Origin of the sequence: Klebsiella sp. K4 (assembly GCF_014596785.2) — a bacterium.
GTDB lineage: Bacteria > Pseudomonadota > Gammaproteobacteria > Enterobacterales > Enterobacteriaceae > Klebsiella > Klebsiella pneumoniae.
Map to the genome: position 1 here is coordinate 4,739,886 of NZ_CP115021.1, position 15,561 is coordinate 4,755,446.

16 protein-coding genes are annotated in these 15,561 nt (G+C 59.5%); 11 read left to right on the forward strand and 5 right to left on the reverse strand.

Annotation, left to right across the window (positions count from 1 at the left end; genetic code table 11):
• The first annotated feature begins 1 nt into the window (after position 1).
• A complete protein-coding gene (gene argF, locus IB144_RS23370; protein ID WP_004178387.1) occupies positions 2 to 1,006 on the forward strand; it encodes an ornithine carbamoyltransferase in 1,005 nt (334 codons plus the stop codon).
• A 61-nt stretch (positions 1,007 to 1,067) separates the two neighbouring features.
• On the opposite strand, the gene IB144_RS23375 is transcribed toward argF, so the two are convergent.
• On the reverse strand, positions 1,068 to 1,520 hold the full coding sequence (locus IB144_RS23375; protein WP_016529390.1) for a YhcH/YjgK/YiaL family protein: 453 nt from the start codon (positions 1,518 to 1,520) through the stop codon (positions 1,068 to 1,070).
• A gap of 194 nt (positions 1,521 to 1,714) precedes the next feature.
• Here IB144_RS23375 and IB144_RS23380 point away from each other — a divergent pair, with 194 nt between their 5' ends.
• From IB144_RS23380 to ridA, 5 genes are all read left to right on the forward strand, one after another.
• Entirely contained in the window at positions 1,715 to 1,819 is a 105-nt protein-coding gene (locus tag IB144_RS23380; RefSeq protein WP_002886930.1) for a pyrBI operon leader peptide, read from the forward strand.
• Positions 1,794 to 1,853 (forward strand): pyrBI operon leader peptide, encoded by a 60-nt coding sequence (locus IB144_RS23385; RefSeq protein WP_227650304.1) that lies wholly within the window; start codon positions 1,794 to 1,796, stop codon positions 1,851 to 1,853. The genes IB144_RS23380 and IB144_RS23385 overlap by 26 nt, the downstream gene beginning before the upstream one ends.
• Positions 1,854 to 1,855: 2 nt before the next feature.
• Positions 1,856 to 2,791, forward strand: coding sequence for an aspartate carbamoyltransferase (gene pyrB / locus IB144_RS23390; protein WP_002886928.1), 936 nt, complete (start codon positions 1,856 to 1,858; stop codon positions 2,789 to 2,791).
• Between the two features lie 13 nt (positions 2,792 to 2,804).
• Positions 2,805 to 3,266: an aspartate carbamoyltransferase regulatory subunit gene (gene pyrI, locus IB144_RS23395; RefSeq protein ID WP_002886927.1), complete on the forward strand. Its 462-nt coding sequence runs from the start codon at positions 2,805 to 2,807 to the stop codon at positions 3,264 to 3,266.
• A gap of 152 nt (positions 3,267 to 3,418) precedes the next feature.
• Positions 3,419 to 3,805, forward strand: coding sequence for a 2-iminobutanoate/2-iminopropanoate deaminase (gene ridA / locus IB144_RS23400; protein WP_040190179.1), 387 nt, complete (start codon positions 3,419 to 3,421; stop codon positions 3,803 to 3,805).
• Between the two features lie 73 nt (positions 3,806 to 3,878).
• Here ridA and mgtA read toward each other — a convergent pair whose 3' ends face one another.
• On the reverse strand, positions 3,879 to 6,587 hold the full coding sequence (mgtA, locus tag IB144_RS23405; RefSeq protein WP_009309303.1) for a magnesium-translocating P-type ATPase: 2,709 nt from the start codon (positions 6,585 to 6,587) through the stop codon (positions 3,879 to 3,881).
• Between the two features lie 379 nt (positions 6,588 to 6,966).
• Between mgtA and treR the strand changes: the two genes are divergently transcribed.
• From treR to treC, 3 genes are all read left to right on the forward strand, one after another.
• Complete coding sequence (gene treR / locus IB144_RS23410; protein WP_004192384.1) at positions 6,967 to 7,914, forward strand: trehalose operon repressor TreR; 948 nt, start codon at positions 6,967 to 6,969, stop codon at positions 7,912 to 7,914.
• Between the two features lie 130 nt (positions 7,915 to 8,044).
• The gene (treB, locus tag IB144_RS23415; RefSeq protein ID WP_004186710.1) at positions 8,045 to 9,463 is read left to right on the forward strand and encodes a PTS trehalose transporter subunit IIBC; all 1,419 of its coding nucleotides are present in this window, start codon (positions 8,045 to 8,047) and stop codon (positions 9,461 to 9,463) included.
• 51 nt (positions 9,464 to 9,514) lie between these two features.
• Complete coding sequence (treC, locus tag IB144_RS23420; RefSeq protein WP_021463204.1) at positions 9,515 to 11,170, forward strand: alpha,alpha-phosphotrehalase; 1,656 nt, start codon at positions 9,515 to 9,517, stop codon at positions 11,168 to 11,170.
• A 55-nt stretch (positions 11,171 to 11,225) separates the two neighbouring features.
• Here treC and celB read toward each other — a convergent pair whose 3' ends face one another.
• The 3 genes from celB to IB144_RS23435 all read right to left on the reverse strand — a co-directional run bounded on the left by celB (position 11,226) and on the right by IB144_RS23435 (position 14,266).
• The gene (celB, locus tag IB144_RS23425; protein WP_004146783.1) at positions 11,226 to 12,578 is read right to left on the reverse strand and encodes a PTS cellobiose transporter subunit IIC; all 1,353 of its coding nucleotides are present in this window, start codon (positions 12,576 to 12,578) and stop codon (positions 11,226 to 11,228) included.
• Positions 12,579 to 12,604: 26 nt separating this feature from the next.
• Positions 12,605 to 13,912, reverse strand: coding sequence for a 6-phospho-beta-glucosidase (locus IB144_RS23430; RefSeq protein ID WP_004192387.1), 1,308 nt, complete (start codon positions 13,910 to 13,912; stop codon positions 12,605 to 12,607).
• 90 nt (positions 13,913 to 14,002) lie between these two features.
• On the reverse strand, positions 14,003 to 14,266 hold the full coding sequence (locus IB144_RS23435) for a PTS sugar transporter subunit IIB (RefSeq protein ID WP_014908078.1): 264 nt from the start codon (positions 14,264 to 14,266) through the stop codon (positions 14,003 to 14,005).
• Between the two features lie 129 nt (positions 14,267 to 14,395).
• Between IB144_RS23435 and IB144_RS23440 the strand changes: the two genes are divergently transcribed.
• Positions 14,396 to 14,569 (forward strand): hypothetical protein, encoded by a 174-nt coding sequence (locus tag IB144_RS23440; protein WP_032425422.1) that lies wholly within the window; start codon positions 14,396 to 14,398, stop codon positions 14,567 to 14,569.
• 2 nt (positions 14,570 to 14,571) lie between these two features.
• Positions 14,572 to 15,315, forward strand: a complete 744-nt coding sequence (locus IB144_RS23445) for a MurR/RpiR family transcriptional regulator (RefSeq protein WP_002886905.1) — start codon at positions 14,572 to 14,574, stop codon at positions 15,313 to 15,315.
• The last annotated feature ends 246 nt before the right edge of the window (positions 15,316 to 15,561 follow it).

Consider the following 15,561-nt stretch of genomic DNA (forward strand, 5'->3'; position numbering starts at 1 on the left):
CATGTCTGCGTTTTACCAGAAGCATTTTTTAAAGTTACTCGATTTTACGCCTGCAGAAATCACCGCCCTGCTCGAGCTGGCGGCAAAGCTGAAAGCCGATAAGAAAAACGGTATCGAAGTCCAGAAACTGGCAGGAAAAAACATCGCGCTCATCTTCGAAAAAGACTCAACCCGTACACGATGCTCTTTCGAAGTTGCCGCATACGATCAAGGCGCCCGCGTGACCTATCTGGGGCCCAGCGGCAGCCAGATTGGCCATAAAGAGTCGATCAAGGACACCGCCCGCGTGCTCGGACGGATGTACGACGGCATTCAGTACCGCGGCCACGGCCAGGAAGTGGTAGAGACCCTGGCGCAATACGCCGGCGTGCCGGTGTGGAACGGCCTCACCAACGAGTTCCACCCCACCCAGCTGCTGGCGGACCTGCTGACCATGAAAGAGCATCTGCCGGGCAAAGCCTTTAACCAGATGACGCTGGTCTACGCCGGCGACGCGCGCAACAACATGGGCAATTCGATGCTGGAAGCCGCCGCGTTGACCGGTCTGGATCTGCGCCTGGTGGCGCCATCGGCCTGCTGGCCGGAGGCCGCGCTGGTGGAGACCTGCACCGCGCTGGCCAAACAGCAGGGCGGCAACATCACCCTGACGGAAGATATCGCCGCAGGGGTGAAAGGCGCCGATTTTATCTATACCGACGTCTGGGTCTCAATGGGCGAGGCGAAGGAAAAATGGGCCGAACGTATCGCCCTGCTGCGCGACTATCAGGTTAACAGCGCGATGCTGGCGCTGACCGGCAACCCGCAGGTCAAGTTCCTCCACTGCCTGCCGGCGTTCCACGACGACCAGACCACGCTGGGCAAACAGATGGCTGCCGATTACGGCCTGCACGGCGGCATGGAGGTGACTGACGAGGTGTTTGAGTCGGCGGCGAGCGTGGTCTTCGACCAGGCGGAAAACCGGATGCACACCATCAAAGCGGTGATGGTGGCGACGCTGAGCAAATAGCCCCTCGCTCGCGGCTGTGTCCCGGATGGCACGGCGTTCATCCGGGATTCGGTTCGCCATTTTACGCCATCAGCATCTTCACCACCGCTTTGCGCACCTTCGCCGGGGCGCCTACGGCGCACAGCGGTTTATGCACTTCGCCGGGATAAAACACCACAAAGTCCCCTTCGTTAAGGATCACCGTTTTCTCCTGCTGGCCTTCGGCAAGAAAAGCGATGTCTTTCTCCGCCAGCCAGTCGGTCTGCGGCTCTCCTGGCGGCAAGGTGCTGAAGGTCATCCCCTCGCTGCCGCGGAGCACAATCTGGATATCGAGATAGCGAGCATGGTATTCCGCGCGGCGCGCGGCCTGCGGCTCGGTGGTGTCTTCAGAAATCAGATAAAACAGGTTGTCGCCGTCGATATCGTGTTTACCCAGCGGCGTCGCCTCGCTGACCTGAGCGATAACGTGTTCGATAGCCTCGCGCAGCGCGGCAGGCAGCCATGGCTGCAGATGGTGGATATTGCCAATAATCATTGCTTACCTCAAATATAAAACAGCATTTCATTTTATCGTGTTATACCCCCATCGCGGCTGCCATACCAGTACAGTTTCACGCTTCTTTGCGCTGGCGCACTTTTCGACAGGCAAACGATTACCTGTTTGTGAATGAATCGCTTGATCGTCATAACGGTCTGCGTATAATGCCAGTCGTTTTGCCGGGAGGAAGCATGGCCAATTGCGTACGACATTCTGTCTTAGCGCGTCTCAATGCAGACGCTGGCCTGCCGTTTTTCTTTCCGTTGCTCATTGGATTCCCGAAGCCCCTTATTTAAGGGGCTTTTTTTTTGCCCAGGCGTCAGGAGATAAGCATGGCTAACCCGCTATATCAAAAACATATCATTTCCATAAACGATCTCAGCCGCGAAGACCTCGAACTGGTGCTGGCGACGGCGGCAAAGCTGAAAGCCAATCCACAACCCGAGCTGCTGAAGCATAAGGTTATCGCCAGCTGTTTCTTTGAAGCCTCGACCCGCACCCGCCTCTCTTTTGAAACCTCGATGCACCGCCTGGGCGCCAGCGTGGTCGGCTTTTCCGACAGCGCCAACACCTCACTGGGCAAAAAAGGGGAAACGCTGGCGGATACCATCTCCGTCATCAGCACCTACGTCGACGCCATCGTGATGCGTCATCCGCAGGAGGGCGCCGCGCGCCTGGCGACCGAATTCTCCGGCGGCGTGCCGGTACTGAACGCCGGCGACGGCGCTAACCAGCACCCGACCCAAACCCTGCTCGACCTGTTCACCATTCAGGAGACCCAGGGCCGCCTCGAAAACCTCAACGTGGCGATGGTCGGCGATCTGAAGTATGGCCGTACCGTCCACTCCCTGACCCAGGCGCTGGCCAAATTCAACGGCAACCGCTTCTACTTCATCGCCCCGGACGCGCTGGCCATGCCGCAGTACATCCTCGATATGCTCGATGAAAAAGGCATCGCCTGGAGCCTGCATAGCGCCATCGACGACGTGATGGCGGAAGTGGATATTCTGTACATGACCCGCGTGCAGAAAGAGCGTCTGGATCCGTCGGAATACGCCAACGTCAAAGCGCAATTCGTCCTGCGCGCCGCCGACCTCGAAGGGGCGCGCGCCAACATGAAGGTGCTGCATCCGCTGCCGCGCATTGACGAAATCACCACCGATGTCGATAAAACACCGCACGCCTGGTACTTCCAGCAGGCCGGTAACGGCATCTTCGCCCGCCAGGCGTTACTGGCACTGGTACTGAATAGCGAGCTGGCACTGTAAGGGGGAATGAGAGATGACACACGACAATAAACTGCAGGTAGAAGCGATCAAACGCGGCACCGTGATTGACCATATCCCGGCGCAGGTCGGCTTTAAGCTGCTCACCCTGTTCAAACTGACCGAAACCGACCAGCGCATCACCATCGGCCTGAACCTGCCCTCCGGCGAGATGGGCCGCAAGGATTTGATTAAAATCGAGAACACCTTCCTGACCGACGAGCAGGTTAACCAGCTGTCGCTGTACGCCCCGCAGGCGACGGTAAACCGCATTGATGATTACGAAGTGGTGGGCAAATCCCGCCCGAGCCTGCCGGATCGTATCGACAGCGTGCTGGTCTGTCCGAACAGCAACTGTATCAGCCACGCCGAACCGGTTTCTTCCAGTTTTGCAGTGAAAAAACGCGCTGATGACATCGCACTCAAATGCAAATACTGCGAAAAAGAGTTTTCTCATTATGTGGTGCTGGCCAACTAAATGCGGTTGGTATTGGTGGTAGGCCTCCCTATAATGGCTACCACCCTACGCTTCGTCCTTCAGGCGGCGTCTGCGCCGGCGATACAGCGCTTACCGCCTGGCGGCAACCTGAATGATTTTGCGTAACATTACTCAGTTCATCTGGAGATAACATGAGCAAAACTATTGCGACGGAAAATGCACCAGCGGCGATTGGCCCCTACGTTCAGGGCGTTGACCTCGGCAGCATGATCATCACCTCTGGCCAGATCCCGGTCGACCCGAAAACCGGCAGCGTCCCGGAAGACGTGTCCGCGCAGGCGCGCCAGTCGCTGAACAACGTGAAAGCGATCGTTGAAGCCGCTGGCCTCACCGTCGGCGATATCGTCAAGACCACCGTATTCGTCAAAGATCTCAACGATTTCGCTACCGTTAACGCCACTTACGAAACGTTCTTCACCGAGCATAACGCCACCTTCCCGGCGCGCTCCTGCGTTGAAGTCGCACGTCTGCCGAAAGACGTGAAGATCGAGATCGAAGCCATCGCCGTGCGTCGCTGATCGCTCTCGTCGGCATGAAAAAAGGCAGCCCGCAGGCTGCCTTTTTTACGTGGGTCAGCCGAAAACGCGTCCCTCACTGCCAGCCGTAGCGGCGGCTGTAGAAGCCCTTCACGGCCTGGGTCAGCACCATATAGCCCGCCAGGATCGCTACCAGCCATGGGAAGTAGCTCAGCGGCAGGGCCTGCAGCTGCAGGTAGCTAGCCAGCGGCGAGAACGGCAGCGCGATCCCCACCGCCATCACCACCAGGGTCATGGCGAACAGCGGCCAGGCGGCCCGGCTCTGAACGAACGGAATGCGCCGGGTGCGGATCATGTGCACAATCAGCGTTTGCGACAGCAGCCCTTCGATAAACCAGCCGGACTGGAACAGGGTCTGCATCTCCACGGTATTAGCGTGGAACACCCACCACATCAGGCCGAAGGTGAGGATATCGAAAATCGAGCTGATCGGTCCAAAGAAGACCATAAAGCGCCCGAGATCGGCCGGGTTCCAGCGCTGCGGTTTGCGGATCTGCTCATCATCGACGTTATCAAACGGGATCGCCACCTGGGAAACATCGTACAGCAGGTTCTGAATCAACAGGTGCAGCGGCAGCATCGGCAGAAACGGCAGGAAGGCGCTGGCCACCAGCACGCTGAAGACGTTGCCGAAGTTGGAGCTGGCGGTCATTTTGATGTACTTGAGCATGTTGGCGAAGGTGCGGCGGCCTTCGATTACCCCCTCCTCCAGCACCATCAGGCTCTTCTCCAGCAGAATGATATCCGCCGCCTCGCGGGCGATATCCACCGCGCCGTCGACCGAGATGCCGATATCCGCCGCGCGCAGCGCCGGGGCGTCGTTGATGCCGTCGCCCATAAAGCCCACCACGTGACCTTCGCGTTTCAGCAGCGTCACGATACGCTCTTTATGCAGCGGCGCCAGGCGGGCGAACAGCGTGGTGCGTTTGGCCAGCGCCGCCAGTTCGTCGTCGCTCATGGCTTCGATCTGGCTGCCAATCACCACTTCGCCAGCATCCAGTCCCACTTCATGGCACACCTTCGCCGCCACCAGCTCGCTGTCGCCGGTGAGGATCTTCACCGTGATGCCGCTGGCCTTCAGCGCCTTCAGCGCCGGGGCGGTGGTCTCTTTCGGCGGATCGAGGAAGGCGATGTAACCTTCAAGGATCAGGTCCGACTCATCGGCGCGCTGGTAGTCGCCTTCGCGGGCCGGCAGGTATTTGGTCGCCACCGCCACCACCCGCAGTCCCTGACGGTTGAGGGTATCGGTCACCCGGCGAATGCGGCGCAGCATGGTGTCGTCCAGCGGTACGATATCGCCGTTGTAGCGCACCTGGGTCGAGACGTTGAGGATCTCCTGCAGCGCCCCTTTGCAGATCAGCTGATGCGCGGCGTCATCCTCCTTCACCACCACCGACATGCGGCGGCGTTCGAAGTCGAAGGGGATCTCATCTACCTTCTGCCAGCGTTCCGCCAGCCCGCGGGCGGCATCCAGCTCAACCCCGTCCAGCACCGCGGTGTCGAGCAGGTTTTTCAGGCCGGTCTGGTAGTGGCTGTTGAGCCAGGCGGCATGCAGTACCCGCTCGCAGACCTTGCCGGAGACGTCGGTATGGTTCTCCAGCACAATCTTATCCTGGGTCAGGGTGCCGGTTTTATCAGTGCAGAGGATGTCCATCGCGCCGAAATTCTGAATGGCGTCGAGGTGCTTCACGATGACCTTTTGCTTCGACAGCTTCACCGCCCCGCGCGCCAGCGTCGAAGTGACGATCATCGGCAGCATCTCCGGCGTCAAGCCGACCGCCACCGACAGCGCGAATAGCGCCGCCTCCCACCAGTCGCCTTTGGTGTAGCCATTGATCAGCAGCACCACCGGGGCCATCACCAGCATAAAGCGGATCAGCAGCATGCTGACCCGGCTGATGCCTTTCTGAAAGGCGTTCGGCTCGCTCTCCTGTTCACTGACGCGGCCGGCCAGCTGGCCAAACCAGGTGCGGCCGCCGGTGGCGAAGACGATGGCCTGCGCCGAGCCGCTCACCACGTTGGTGCCCATAAAGCACAGGGTGTCGCACTCCAGCGGGTTTTGCTGCAGCGGATCGCGGCTGCGGGCCACTTTCTCCACCGGCAGCGATTCGCCGGTCAGCGAGGCCTGGGCGACGAATAAATCCCGCGCCTGCAGGATACGCAGGTCCGCCGGGATCATATCCCCCGCCGACAACCGGATAATGTCGCCCGGCACCAGCTGGTCGATAGGCAGCTCCAGCCAGCGGCTCTCCCCCTGCTCGTTCACCACCCGCAGCACGGTGGCGGTGTTGCTCACCATCGCCTTCAGCGCATCCGCCGCTTTGGTCGAGCGCGCCTCCTGGATGAAATTGAGCAATGTCGAGATCCCCACCATCAGGGCGATAACCCCGGCGGCGAACAGATCCTCGGTGGAATAGGAGACGATGCCGAGCACGGTCAGCAGCAGGTTGAACGGGTTGCGATAGCAGGTCCACAGATGCACCCACCACGGGGAGGGCTTCTGCGCCGGGATCTGGTTGTCACCATGTTTGAGAATTTTCGCCGCCACTTCGCCTTCATTGAGCCCTTCAGGGTGGCTGTCAAAGGCGCGCCAGATCTCCTGGTCGTCCATCGCCGCCACGTTCAGGCAATGCTGACCAAGCGATTCAGGAATGGGGCCACTCGCCAGATGGCGGGCGTCCGGCAGCGGATCGCGCTGGACTAAACGACGTGGCAGATGGCGGCTAAGCTGCGCGAACAGCTGCCGGGTATAATTTTTCAGCATAAACAGTCCCTCCGCGCTCGCCAAAGCGAACGCAGCGTTGCCGACGGGCGTAGCAAAACCTACCTGTCAGGCATGTTATTTTTATGGCAGGGACATCAAGGACGTCACTGCTTTACGCTTTCCGGTAAAGCAGTGTTAAACAGGCTTACCGGAAAGAAAGGTTGCTCCGTCGAGGATGAGGAGTGGGATCGGGGTCCATAACTATCTCCGGTAAGTGAATATAAACGGCGCGAATTATAGCGCCCTCGCTGAGGATTGTGTGGCAATAATGGCGATGATAAACCCGCGCAACTAAACCGAACGTAAACCAGACTTTGCTCATTGCGGTTTGGTTGAGTAGCATTAGGCTCACTTCTACCATCCCTGACGAGAATTCCGCATGCAGAACCGGCTGACCATCAAAGATATCGCGCGCTTAAGCGGCGTAGGGAAATCGACGGTATCCCGCGTCCTTAACAACGAGAGCGGGGTCAGCGAACGGACCCGCGAGCGCGTCGAAGCGGTGATGCAGCAGCACGGTTTCTCGCCCTCCCGTTCCGCCCGCGCCATGCGCGGCCAGAGCGATAAAGTGGTGGCGATTATCGTCACCCGTCTCGATTCGCTGTCGGAAAACCTTGCCGTGCAGACCATGCTGCCCGCCTTTTATGAGCAGGGTTACGATCCGATTATGATGGAGAGCCAGTTCTCCCCGGCGTTGGTGGAGGAGCATCTCGGCATGCTCGCCCGGCGCAATATTGACGGCGTGGTACTGTTCGGTTTTACCGGCATCGACGAAGCGATGCTCGCCCCCTGGCGCGACACCCTGGTGCTGATGGCCCGCGACGCTCCCGGCTTCGCCTCGGTGTGCTATGACGACGAGGGGGCCATCACGCTGCTGATGCAGCGGCTCTACGATCGCGGACACCGCCACATCAGTTTTCTTGGCGTACCGCACAGCGACGTCACCACCGGCGAACGCCGCCATCTGGCCTACCTCGCCTTCTGTAAAAAGCATCGTCTGACGCCCACCGCCGCCCTGCCGGGGCTGGGCATGAAGCAGGGATATGACACCGTCGCCAGCGTGCTGACGGCTGAAACCAGCGCCCTGGTCTGCGCGACGGATACCCTCGCCCTCGGCGCCAGCAAGTACCTCCAGCAGCAGGGTCGCGATGCGCTGCAGCTCGCCAGCGTCGGCAGCACGCCGCTGATGAAGTTTCTCCACCCGGAAATCTTGACCGTCGATCCGGGCTATGCCGAGTCCGGACGCCGGGCCGCCCGGCAGTTGATCGAGCAGATCGCCGGCAGCGTCGATCCCCGCCAGATCGTGATTCCCGCCGCCCTCAATTAATCTCGCTCGGGCGATTTATGTGATCGTCGCCGGGTTTCGGGAACGTTCCCATTTTGCAAATTAAGCGGAACGGTTAGGATGCCCTCAAGGTAAAAACGGCATCTCTCCCCTCTGTTTTTGAGGCTTCATCATGAGCAAAGTAAACCAGCAGGACATCGATAAACTGATCGAACTGGTGGGCGGGCGCGGTAACATCGCCACCGTCAGCCACTGTATTACCCGTTTGCGCTTTGTGCTGAACGACCCGGCCATCGCCAGACCAAAAGAGATTGAGCAGCTGCGCATGGTGAAGGGATGCTTCACTAACGCCGGCCAGTTCCAGGTGGTCATCGGCACCGAGGTGGGCGATTACTACAAGGCCCTGCTGGCGACCACCGGCCAGACCTCCGCCGACAAAGAGCAGGTCAAGCAGGCCGCGCGGCAAAATATGAAGTGGCATGAACAATTAATCTCGCACTTCGCCGAGATCTTCTTTCCCCTGCTGCCGGCCCTGATCAGCGGCGGTCTGATCCTCGGTTTCCGCAACGTTATCGGCGACCTGCCCATGAGCAATGGCCAGACGCTGGCCCAGATGCACCCGTCGCTGAAAACCATCTATGACTTCCTGTGGCTGATTGGCGAGGCGATCTTCTTCTATCTGCCGGTGGGGATCTGCTGGTCAGCGGTGAAGAAGATGGGCGGCACGCCGATCCTCGGGATCGTCCTTGGCGTCACCCTCGTCTCCCCGCAGCTGATGAACGCCTATCTCCTCGGCCAGCAGGTGCCGGAGGTGTGGAACTTCGGCCTGTTTACCATTGCCAAAGTCGGCTACCAGGCGCAGGTGATCCCGGCCCTGCTGGCTGGCCTGGCCTTAGGCTTTATCGAGACGCGCCTCAAGCGCATTGTGCCTGACTACCTCTACCTGGTGATTGTCCCGGTCTGCTCGCTGATCCTCGCGGTGTTCCTCGCGCACGCCATTATCGGTCCGTTCGGCCGCCTGATCGGCGACGGCGTGGCCTTCGCGGTACGCCATCTGTTAACCGGCAGCTTCGCGCCGATCGGCGCCGCGCTGTTCGGCTTCCTCTACGCGCCGCTGGTGATTACCGGTGTCCACCAGACCACCCTCGCTATCGATATGCAGATGATCCAGAGCATGGGCGGTACCCCGGTATGGCCGCTGATTGCGCTGTCGAATATTGCCCAGGCGTCGGCGGTGGTTGGCATCATCATCGCCAGCCGCAAGCAGAATGAACGTGAAATCTCGGTACCGGCGGCGATCTCCGCCTATCTCGGGGTCACCGAGCCAGCGATGTACGGTATCAACCTGAAATACCGCTTCCCGATGCTGTGCGCAATGATTGGCTCTGGCCTCGCCGGCCTGCTGTGCGGCCTGAACGGCGTGCTGGCGAACGGCATCGGCGTCGGCGGCCTGCCGGGGATCCTCTCCATCCAGCCTACCTACTGGCAGGTGTACGCCATGGCGATGGCTATCGCGGTGGTGGTGCCGATTATCCTCACCAGCGTGGTGTATCAGCGCAAGTACCGTCAGGGCACCTTGCAGATTGTCTAACTTCTTCTTTCGGGGCGCCTTTGGCGCCCCTCGTTGCAGCAGGAAAGTACTATGAATCATCTCCCCCACTGGTGGCAAAACGGCGTTATTTATCAAATCTATCCGAAGAGTTTTCAGGATACCACCGGCAGCGGTACCGGCGACCTGCGCGGCGTCACCTCCCGCCTCGACTATCTGCAAAAGCTTGGGGTCGACGCCATCTGGCTGACGCCGTTCTACGTCTCACCGCAGGTGGATAACGGCTACGATGTGGCGAACTACACCGCCATCGATCCCTCCTACGGCACGATGGCCGACTTTGACGCCCTGGTGACGGAGGCAAAGGCCCGCGGCATCCGCATCGTGCTGGATATGGTGCTGAACCACACGTCGACCGAACATGAATGGTTCCGTCAGTCGCTGAATAAGGAGAGTCCCTACCGCCAGTTCTATATCTGGCGCGATGGCGAACCGGACGCCCTGCCGAACAACTGGCGCTCTAAATTTGGCGGTAACGCCTGGCAGTGGCACGCCGACAGCGGGCAGTATTATCTGCACCTGTTCGCCATTGAGCAGGCGGATCTCAACTGGGAGAATCCGGCGGTGCGCGCCGAGCTGAAAAAGGTCTGCGAATTCTGGGCTGACCGCGGCGTCGACGGTCTGCGCCTCGACGTGGTCAACCTGATCTCAAAAGACCAGACCTTTCCCTGCGATCTGGACGGGGATGGCCGCCGCTTCTATACCGACGGCCCGCGGGTGCATGAGTTCCTGCAGGAGATGAGCCGCGATGTCTTCACCCCGCGTAACCTGATGACCGTCGGCGAGATGTCCTCCACCTCGCTGGAGCACTGCCAGCAGTACGCCGCGCTGGACGGCCGCGAGCTGTCGATGACCTTTAACTTCCACCATTTAAAAGTCGATTATCCCGGCGGAGAGAAATGGACCCTCGCCCGCCCGGACTATGTGGCGCTGAAGGCGCTGTTCCGCCACTGGCAGCAGGGAATGCACAATCGGGCGTGGAACGCGCTGTTCTGGTGTAACCACGATCAGCCGCGCATCGTGTCGCGCTTTGGCGACGAAGGCGAGTACCGGGTGACGGCGGCGAAGATGCTGGCGATGGTGCTGCACGGCATGCAGGGCACGCCCTATATCTACCAGGGCGAAGAGATCGGCATGACCAATCCGCACTTCAGCAGCATCAGCGATTACCGTGACGTCGAAAGCCACAATATGTTTATCGAACGTGCGGCGCAGGGGCAAAGCCCGGACGAACTGCTGGCGATCCTCGCCAGCAAGTCGCGCGACAACAGCCGCACGCCGATGCCGTGGCACGCCGGCGAGAACGGTGGCTTCAGCGACGGTGAGCCGTGGATCGGCCTTGGCGATAATTACCAGGAGATCAACGTCGAGGCGGCGCTGGCGGACCCCGATTCGGTGTTTTATACCTATCAGCAGCTGATTACGCTGCGTAAAACCCTGCCGCTACTGACCTGGGGTGATTACGAGGATCTGCTGCCGGAGCATCCGTCGCTGTGGTGCTATCGTCGTCAGTGGCAGGGGCAAACGCTGGTAGTCGCCGCTAACCTGAGCCGCGAGCTGCAGGCCTGGCAGCCCGCTGAGGCCCCGGGCGAGTGGAAGATGATCATCAGCAACTATGCCGAGACCACCCCGCGCCCGACCGGGCTGACGCTGCGGCCGTTCGAAGCGATATGGTGGCTGCAGGGATAACGCTTTTCCCCGGTGGCGCAACGCTCACCGGGGCTACGATTCGTCAGGCTGGAAGTTATGCGCGGTCGGCATCAGCAATCGCAGCGCTCGCTTGTGGTTGCGCCGAGGCGTGCTCTTCTTTTGCCTTTAGCCGATCCCAGGCGCGGAAGAACGGATAGTAGACCACCAGCGAAATCGCTAAATTCACCACCTGCAGCACCGTGCCGGAGATATGCCCTCCGGTCGCCAGATAGCCGCTGATGAAGATCGGCGTGGTGAACGGCAGCGCGATTCCGGCGGGCGGCGCCACCAGCCCGGTCGCCATCGCGGTATAGGACACGATCACCAGCAGCACCGGCGTTAAAATAAACGGCAGGAAAAAGTACGGGTTCATCACCAGCGGGATGCCAAACACCATCGGCTCGCTGATGTTAAACAATGCCCCGGGCGCGGCAATTTTCCCCAGCTGCTTCATCTGCTGGCTACGGCTACGCAGCAACATAAAAATCACCAGCCCCAGCAGCGCGCCGGTACCTCCGGGGGCAATCCACAGATCGTAAAACTGCTGAGTAATGATATGCGGGATCGGCTGACCGTTCTGGAAGGCCGTCAGGTTCTCGGACATATTCGACAGCCATACCGGCTGGATAAACACCAGTACGATCGCGTCGCCGTGCAGGCCCAGGGTCCACAAAATACCAATCAAAATGACTGAAATAATCATGCCCGGCAGCGTACCGCCGACGTGGTGCATCGGAATACCAATCAGGGTGGCGATCATACTGTTGATGTCGCCGAACGGCGAGGCCTCGACCGCCAGGCGCAGCGCCAGCACCACCGCCAGCACGCAGAAGCCGGGGATCAGGGCGAGGAATGATTTCGCCACTGCCGGCGGCACGCCGTCCGGCATGCGGATAACGAGATTGCGGCTGGCGACCAAACGATAAATCTCCGTCGACAGCAGCGAAATGACAATGGCGACAAACAGCCCCTGGCTGCCGACCATACTCACCGGGATCACCCCTTTAATCACCTCCGCCGCGCCGTGTACCGGCGTAAACAGCGTGTTCTGCGGGATCGTCATCATGAAGGCCACCAGCGACATCGCTCCAGCGCTCAGCGGATCGAGAGTGCGATACTTCTCCGCCAGCCGGTAGGCGATGCCGAAGCTGGAAATCAGCGCCATGATGTCGTAGGTCGCTTTCACCGGGTACAACATTTTATCGCGCCAGACCTCGCCAAACAGGCTGCTCATCATATCGGCATAGCCGGGGATCGGCAGGTAGGCGAAAATCAGGAAGAATGAGCCAATCAACATAAACGGCATATTGAGAATGATGCCGTCGCGCACCGACAGGACGTGCTTTTGCCCGGCGATTCTCAGCGCCGCCGGCATGACGTAACGTTCAATCCAGCTTGTATTCGACATGGTGTGCTCCCGAGGGGAAATAGCGGTCAGTTAAATTGCGTCAGCCATTGACGGTTGATGGTTAATACTTCATCCAGCAGCGCCTGGGCATCGGTGACGTTACCGACCAGCGGGTTGGTCACCAGCGCCAGCAGTGCGCTTTCGCGACAGCCGTGTACCGCGGCTTCAATCGTCAACCGCTCGAAGGCTTTCACCTGCTGGGTCAGGCCGTTCATCGCCGGCGGCAGCGGGCCGAACGCCAGCGGCCGCGCCCCTTGCGCATCAATAATGCTGTTGGTTTCCACCACCGCATCATCATCCAGACCATGAATCGCGCCGTTGTTGCGGGTATTCACCACCATCTCCGCGCCCAGGTTGTTGTAGATCGCGTTGATAAGCTCGACGGCCACCTCCGAGTAGTAGGCGCCGCCGCGAAAGCTCAGTTGCTCCGGTTTTTCTTCCAGCTGCGGGTCGGCGTACAGCGCAAACAGCTCCTGCTCGACTTTCATCACCTGTTCGGCGCGGGTGCCCTTGGTTTTCGCCGCGGCGATCTCTTCCGCCAGCATCGCCGGCGTCAGCCAAAAATAGCGATGATAGGGGCACGGAATCGCCTTCAGCGCGCGCAGGAATTCCGCCGGCCACGGCAGCTCTTTAATGTTGTTCATCGACAGCGCCTTACCGTCGCACAGCATGTCGATCACCTTGCCGGTGACATCCTCGCGCCCCTGTAGCACCTTATGCACCCAGACCATATGGTTGAGCCCGGCAAAGCGCAGTTTTACTTCGGACTCCTGGGCGCCCAGCATCCCGACGATCATGTGCTGCATGTTGATCGGCACGTTGCACAGGCCGATGATCTTCGCCTTGCTGTAGCGGCTGACCGCCTCGGTGACGATCCCCGCCGGATTAGTAAAGTTGAGAATGAACGCTTCCGGCGCCAGCTGTTCCACTTTGCGCGCCACCTCAAGGATCACCGGGATCGTCCGCAGCGCCTTGGCAAAACCGCCGACGCCGGTGGTCTCCTGGCCCAGCAGGTGGTACTTGAGACCCAGCCGCTCATCGGCGGCGCGCGCCGCCAGCTGTCCGACACGCAGTTGGGTCAGCACAAAGCTGGCGCCGCGGATGGCCTCATCGAGCGTAAAGTGGACGCTGACCGCCACCTGCTCCAGCCCTTTATGTTTCAGCATCCGCCGGGTCAGCGCGGCGATGATCTCCACCTTTTCCCGGCCGGATTCGACATCTACCAGCGCCAGCTCTGTGACCGGAAGCTGCTCGTAACGAACGATAATCCCTTCAATAAGCTCCGGCGTGTAGCTGCTGCCGCCGCCGATAACGGCAATTTTCAGTGCTTGCATAGTGTCCTCTTTTCGGATTTTCGGCATACAGAGCGCCGCGCGCGATCGCCAGAACCGCACGTGATGATGATGAAAAACGGGATGAGAAAATTAGTGTTCGAGCAGGGCTAGCGCTTTATCCAACACCGCGGCGCCGCGCATCATGCCGTAGTCAGCCATATCGATCACCGCCACCGCCTTGCCCTGCGGCGCGGCCAGCGCGGTTAGCCGTCCGGCTTCATATTTAACCTGCGGCCCGAGCAGGATGACGTCGGCGTTTGGCAATTCGCGTTCAAATTCCGCCACCGCCACCGCATAGATTTCCAGCGCCAGCGCACGCTGCTGGGCTTCTGCTTTCATTTTGTTCACCAGCATGCTGGTCGACATGCCTGCGGCACAACAGAGTACGATTCGTGGCATTGCGCTTCCCCTTTACGTGTTATCGCTTCAGCCCTCAGGGCCTGGACGACTATATTGTTAATATTGTGTGATAGTGAAGGCTATATGAAAATAATTTTCACCGATGTGATCGAGGCTCAATTTTTGCGCATTTTTATCGCCAAGGCGTCACCCTTTACTGCTCTGACCATAGGAAATATGCGTCGTGAGTGCTATAAAGAGAGACAGTCGATAATTGAAAAATATTTTCAAATGCGGGTTTTGCCAAAGGGAACATGAGGATGGATATCGTAGGTCAGCTGCAGGAAGGAATGCGCCGCTTTAGTGCCCAGGAGTCGCGCGTCGCCACCTTTATTCTACAAAATCTAAGCTTTACCGCCAGCGCCTCTATTGACGAGCTGGCAGCCAGCGCGGGGGTCAGCCCTGCCACCATTACCCGCTTCGCCCGCTCGGTGGGCTGCGATGATATTCGTGATCTGCGTAAACAGCTGGCGCAGGCCAGCGAACGGCGCGCCAGCTGGCTTACGCCGGACAGCGCCGCCCTGCCCGTCGCCTGGCGCGACAAACTTAGCAGCCTTGGCGTTACCCTAACTCGTCAGCTCGGCCATACCGCGGAAGCGGCGGTGGAAAAGTGTAAATCGCGCCTGCTGAGCGCCCGTGCGGTACACTGCTTCGCCCTTGGCGCCCAGGACGTGACGCTGGCCGCGCTGCTCCAGCATCAGCTACTGCCCTCCGGCATCGCGATTAATCTCTGTCAGGATGCGGCGCTGATGCGGCTGACCGCCAGCACCCTCAATGACGATCATCTGCTGCTGGTGCTGGCCACTGCCGAGGCCAACCCTGTGTTGCAAAGCGCCACCTTGCAGGCGCGCACGCAGGGAGTGACCATTATTGCTCTGACGCCGGAACAGCACGCCCTTGGCGATATGGCCAGCGCCATCCTGCCGCTGCCCGCTGACCCGCAGCAGGCTCGCTATGCCCTGCTACTGCTGGTCGATCTGCTTAACGATACGTTGATTGCCTGAATATTTGCCCGTTTCATGCCTGAACGGGCTCGATTTTTGCTTATATTTTAAGCGCCTAAATTTACATTTATCGCCAGCGCCCATCATCCGTACTCTCACCTTTTTACCTTGTTCTGGGTCAATAAAATCGCAAACATCTTTGATGCAAATCACTACATATAGAACTTAAAATGCGCCTCGGCCCAACATGTTGTATTAATCGTCTATTATGTCACCATATCTTGTCGATGTCTGGCGGTGATGAGA

What these genes read in the sequence shown, in the direction of transcription:
- argF (WP_004178387.1), top strand. Translation starts at nt 2, where the DNA reads ATGTCTGCGTTTTACCAGAAGCATTTTTTAAAGTTACTCGATTTTACG.
- IB144_RS23375 (WP_016529390.1), bottom strand. Translation starts at nt 1,520, where the DNA reads ATGATTATTGGCAATATCCACCATCTGCAGCCATGGCTGCCTGCCGCG.
- IB144_RS23380 (WP_002886930.1), top strand. Translation starts at nt 1,715, where the DNA reads ATGGCCAATTGCGTACGACATTCTGTCTTAGCGCGTCTCAATGCAGAC.
- pyrB (WP_002886928.1), top strand. Translation starts at nt 1,856, where the DNA reads ATGGCTAACCCGCTATATCAAAAACATATCATTTCCATAAACGATCTC.
- pyrI (WP_002886927.1), top strand. Translation starts at nt 2,805, where the DNA reads ATGACACACGACAATAAACTGCAGGTAGAAGCGATCAAACGCGGCACC.
- ridA (WP_040190179.1), top strand. Translation starts at nt 3,419, where the DNA reads ATGAGCAAAACTATTGCGACGGAAAATGCACCAGCGGCGATTGGCCCC.
- mgtA (WP_009309303.1), bottom strand. Translation starts at nt 6,587, where the DNA reads ATGCTGAAAAATTATACCCGGCAGCTGTTCGCGCAGCTTAGCCGCCAT.
- treR (WP_004192384.1), top strand. Translation starts at nt 6,967, where the DNA reads ATGCAGAACCGGCTGACCATCAAAGATATCGCGCGCTTAAGCGGCGTA.
- treB (WP_004186710.1), top strand. Translation starts at nt 8,045, where the DNA reads ATGAGCAAAGTAAACCAGCAGGACATCGATAAACTGATCGAACTGGTG.
- treC (WP_021463204.1), top strand. Translation starts at nt 9,515, where the DNA reads ATGAATCATCTCCCCCACTGGTGGCAAAACGGCGTTATTTATCAAATC.
- celB (WP_004146783.1), bottom strand. Translation starts at nt 12,578, where the DNA reads ATGTCGAATACAAGCTGGATTGAACGTTACGTCATGCCGGCGGCGCTG.
- IB144_RS23430 (WP_004192387.1), bottom strand. Translation starts at nt 13,912, where the DNA reads ATGCAAGCACTGAAAATTGCCGTTATCGGCGGCGGCAGCAGCTACACG.
- IB144_RS23435 (WP_014908078.1), bottom strand. Translation starts at nt 14,266, where the DNA reads ATGCTGGTGAACAAAATGAAAGCAGAAGCCCAGCAGCGTGCGCTGGCG.
- IB144_RS23440 (WP_032425422.1), top strand. Translation starts at nt 14,396, where the DNA reads ATGAAAATAATTTTCACCGATGTGATCGAGGCTCAATTTTTGCGCATT.
- IB144_RS23445 (WP_002886905.1), top strand. Translation starts at nt 14,572, where the DNA reads ATGGATATCGTAGGTCAGCTGCAGGAAGGAATGCGCCGCTTTAGTGCC.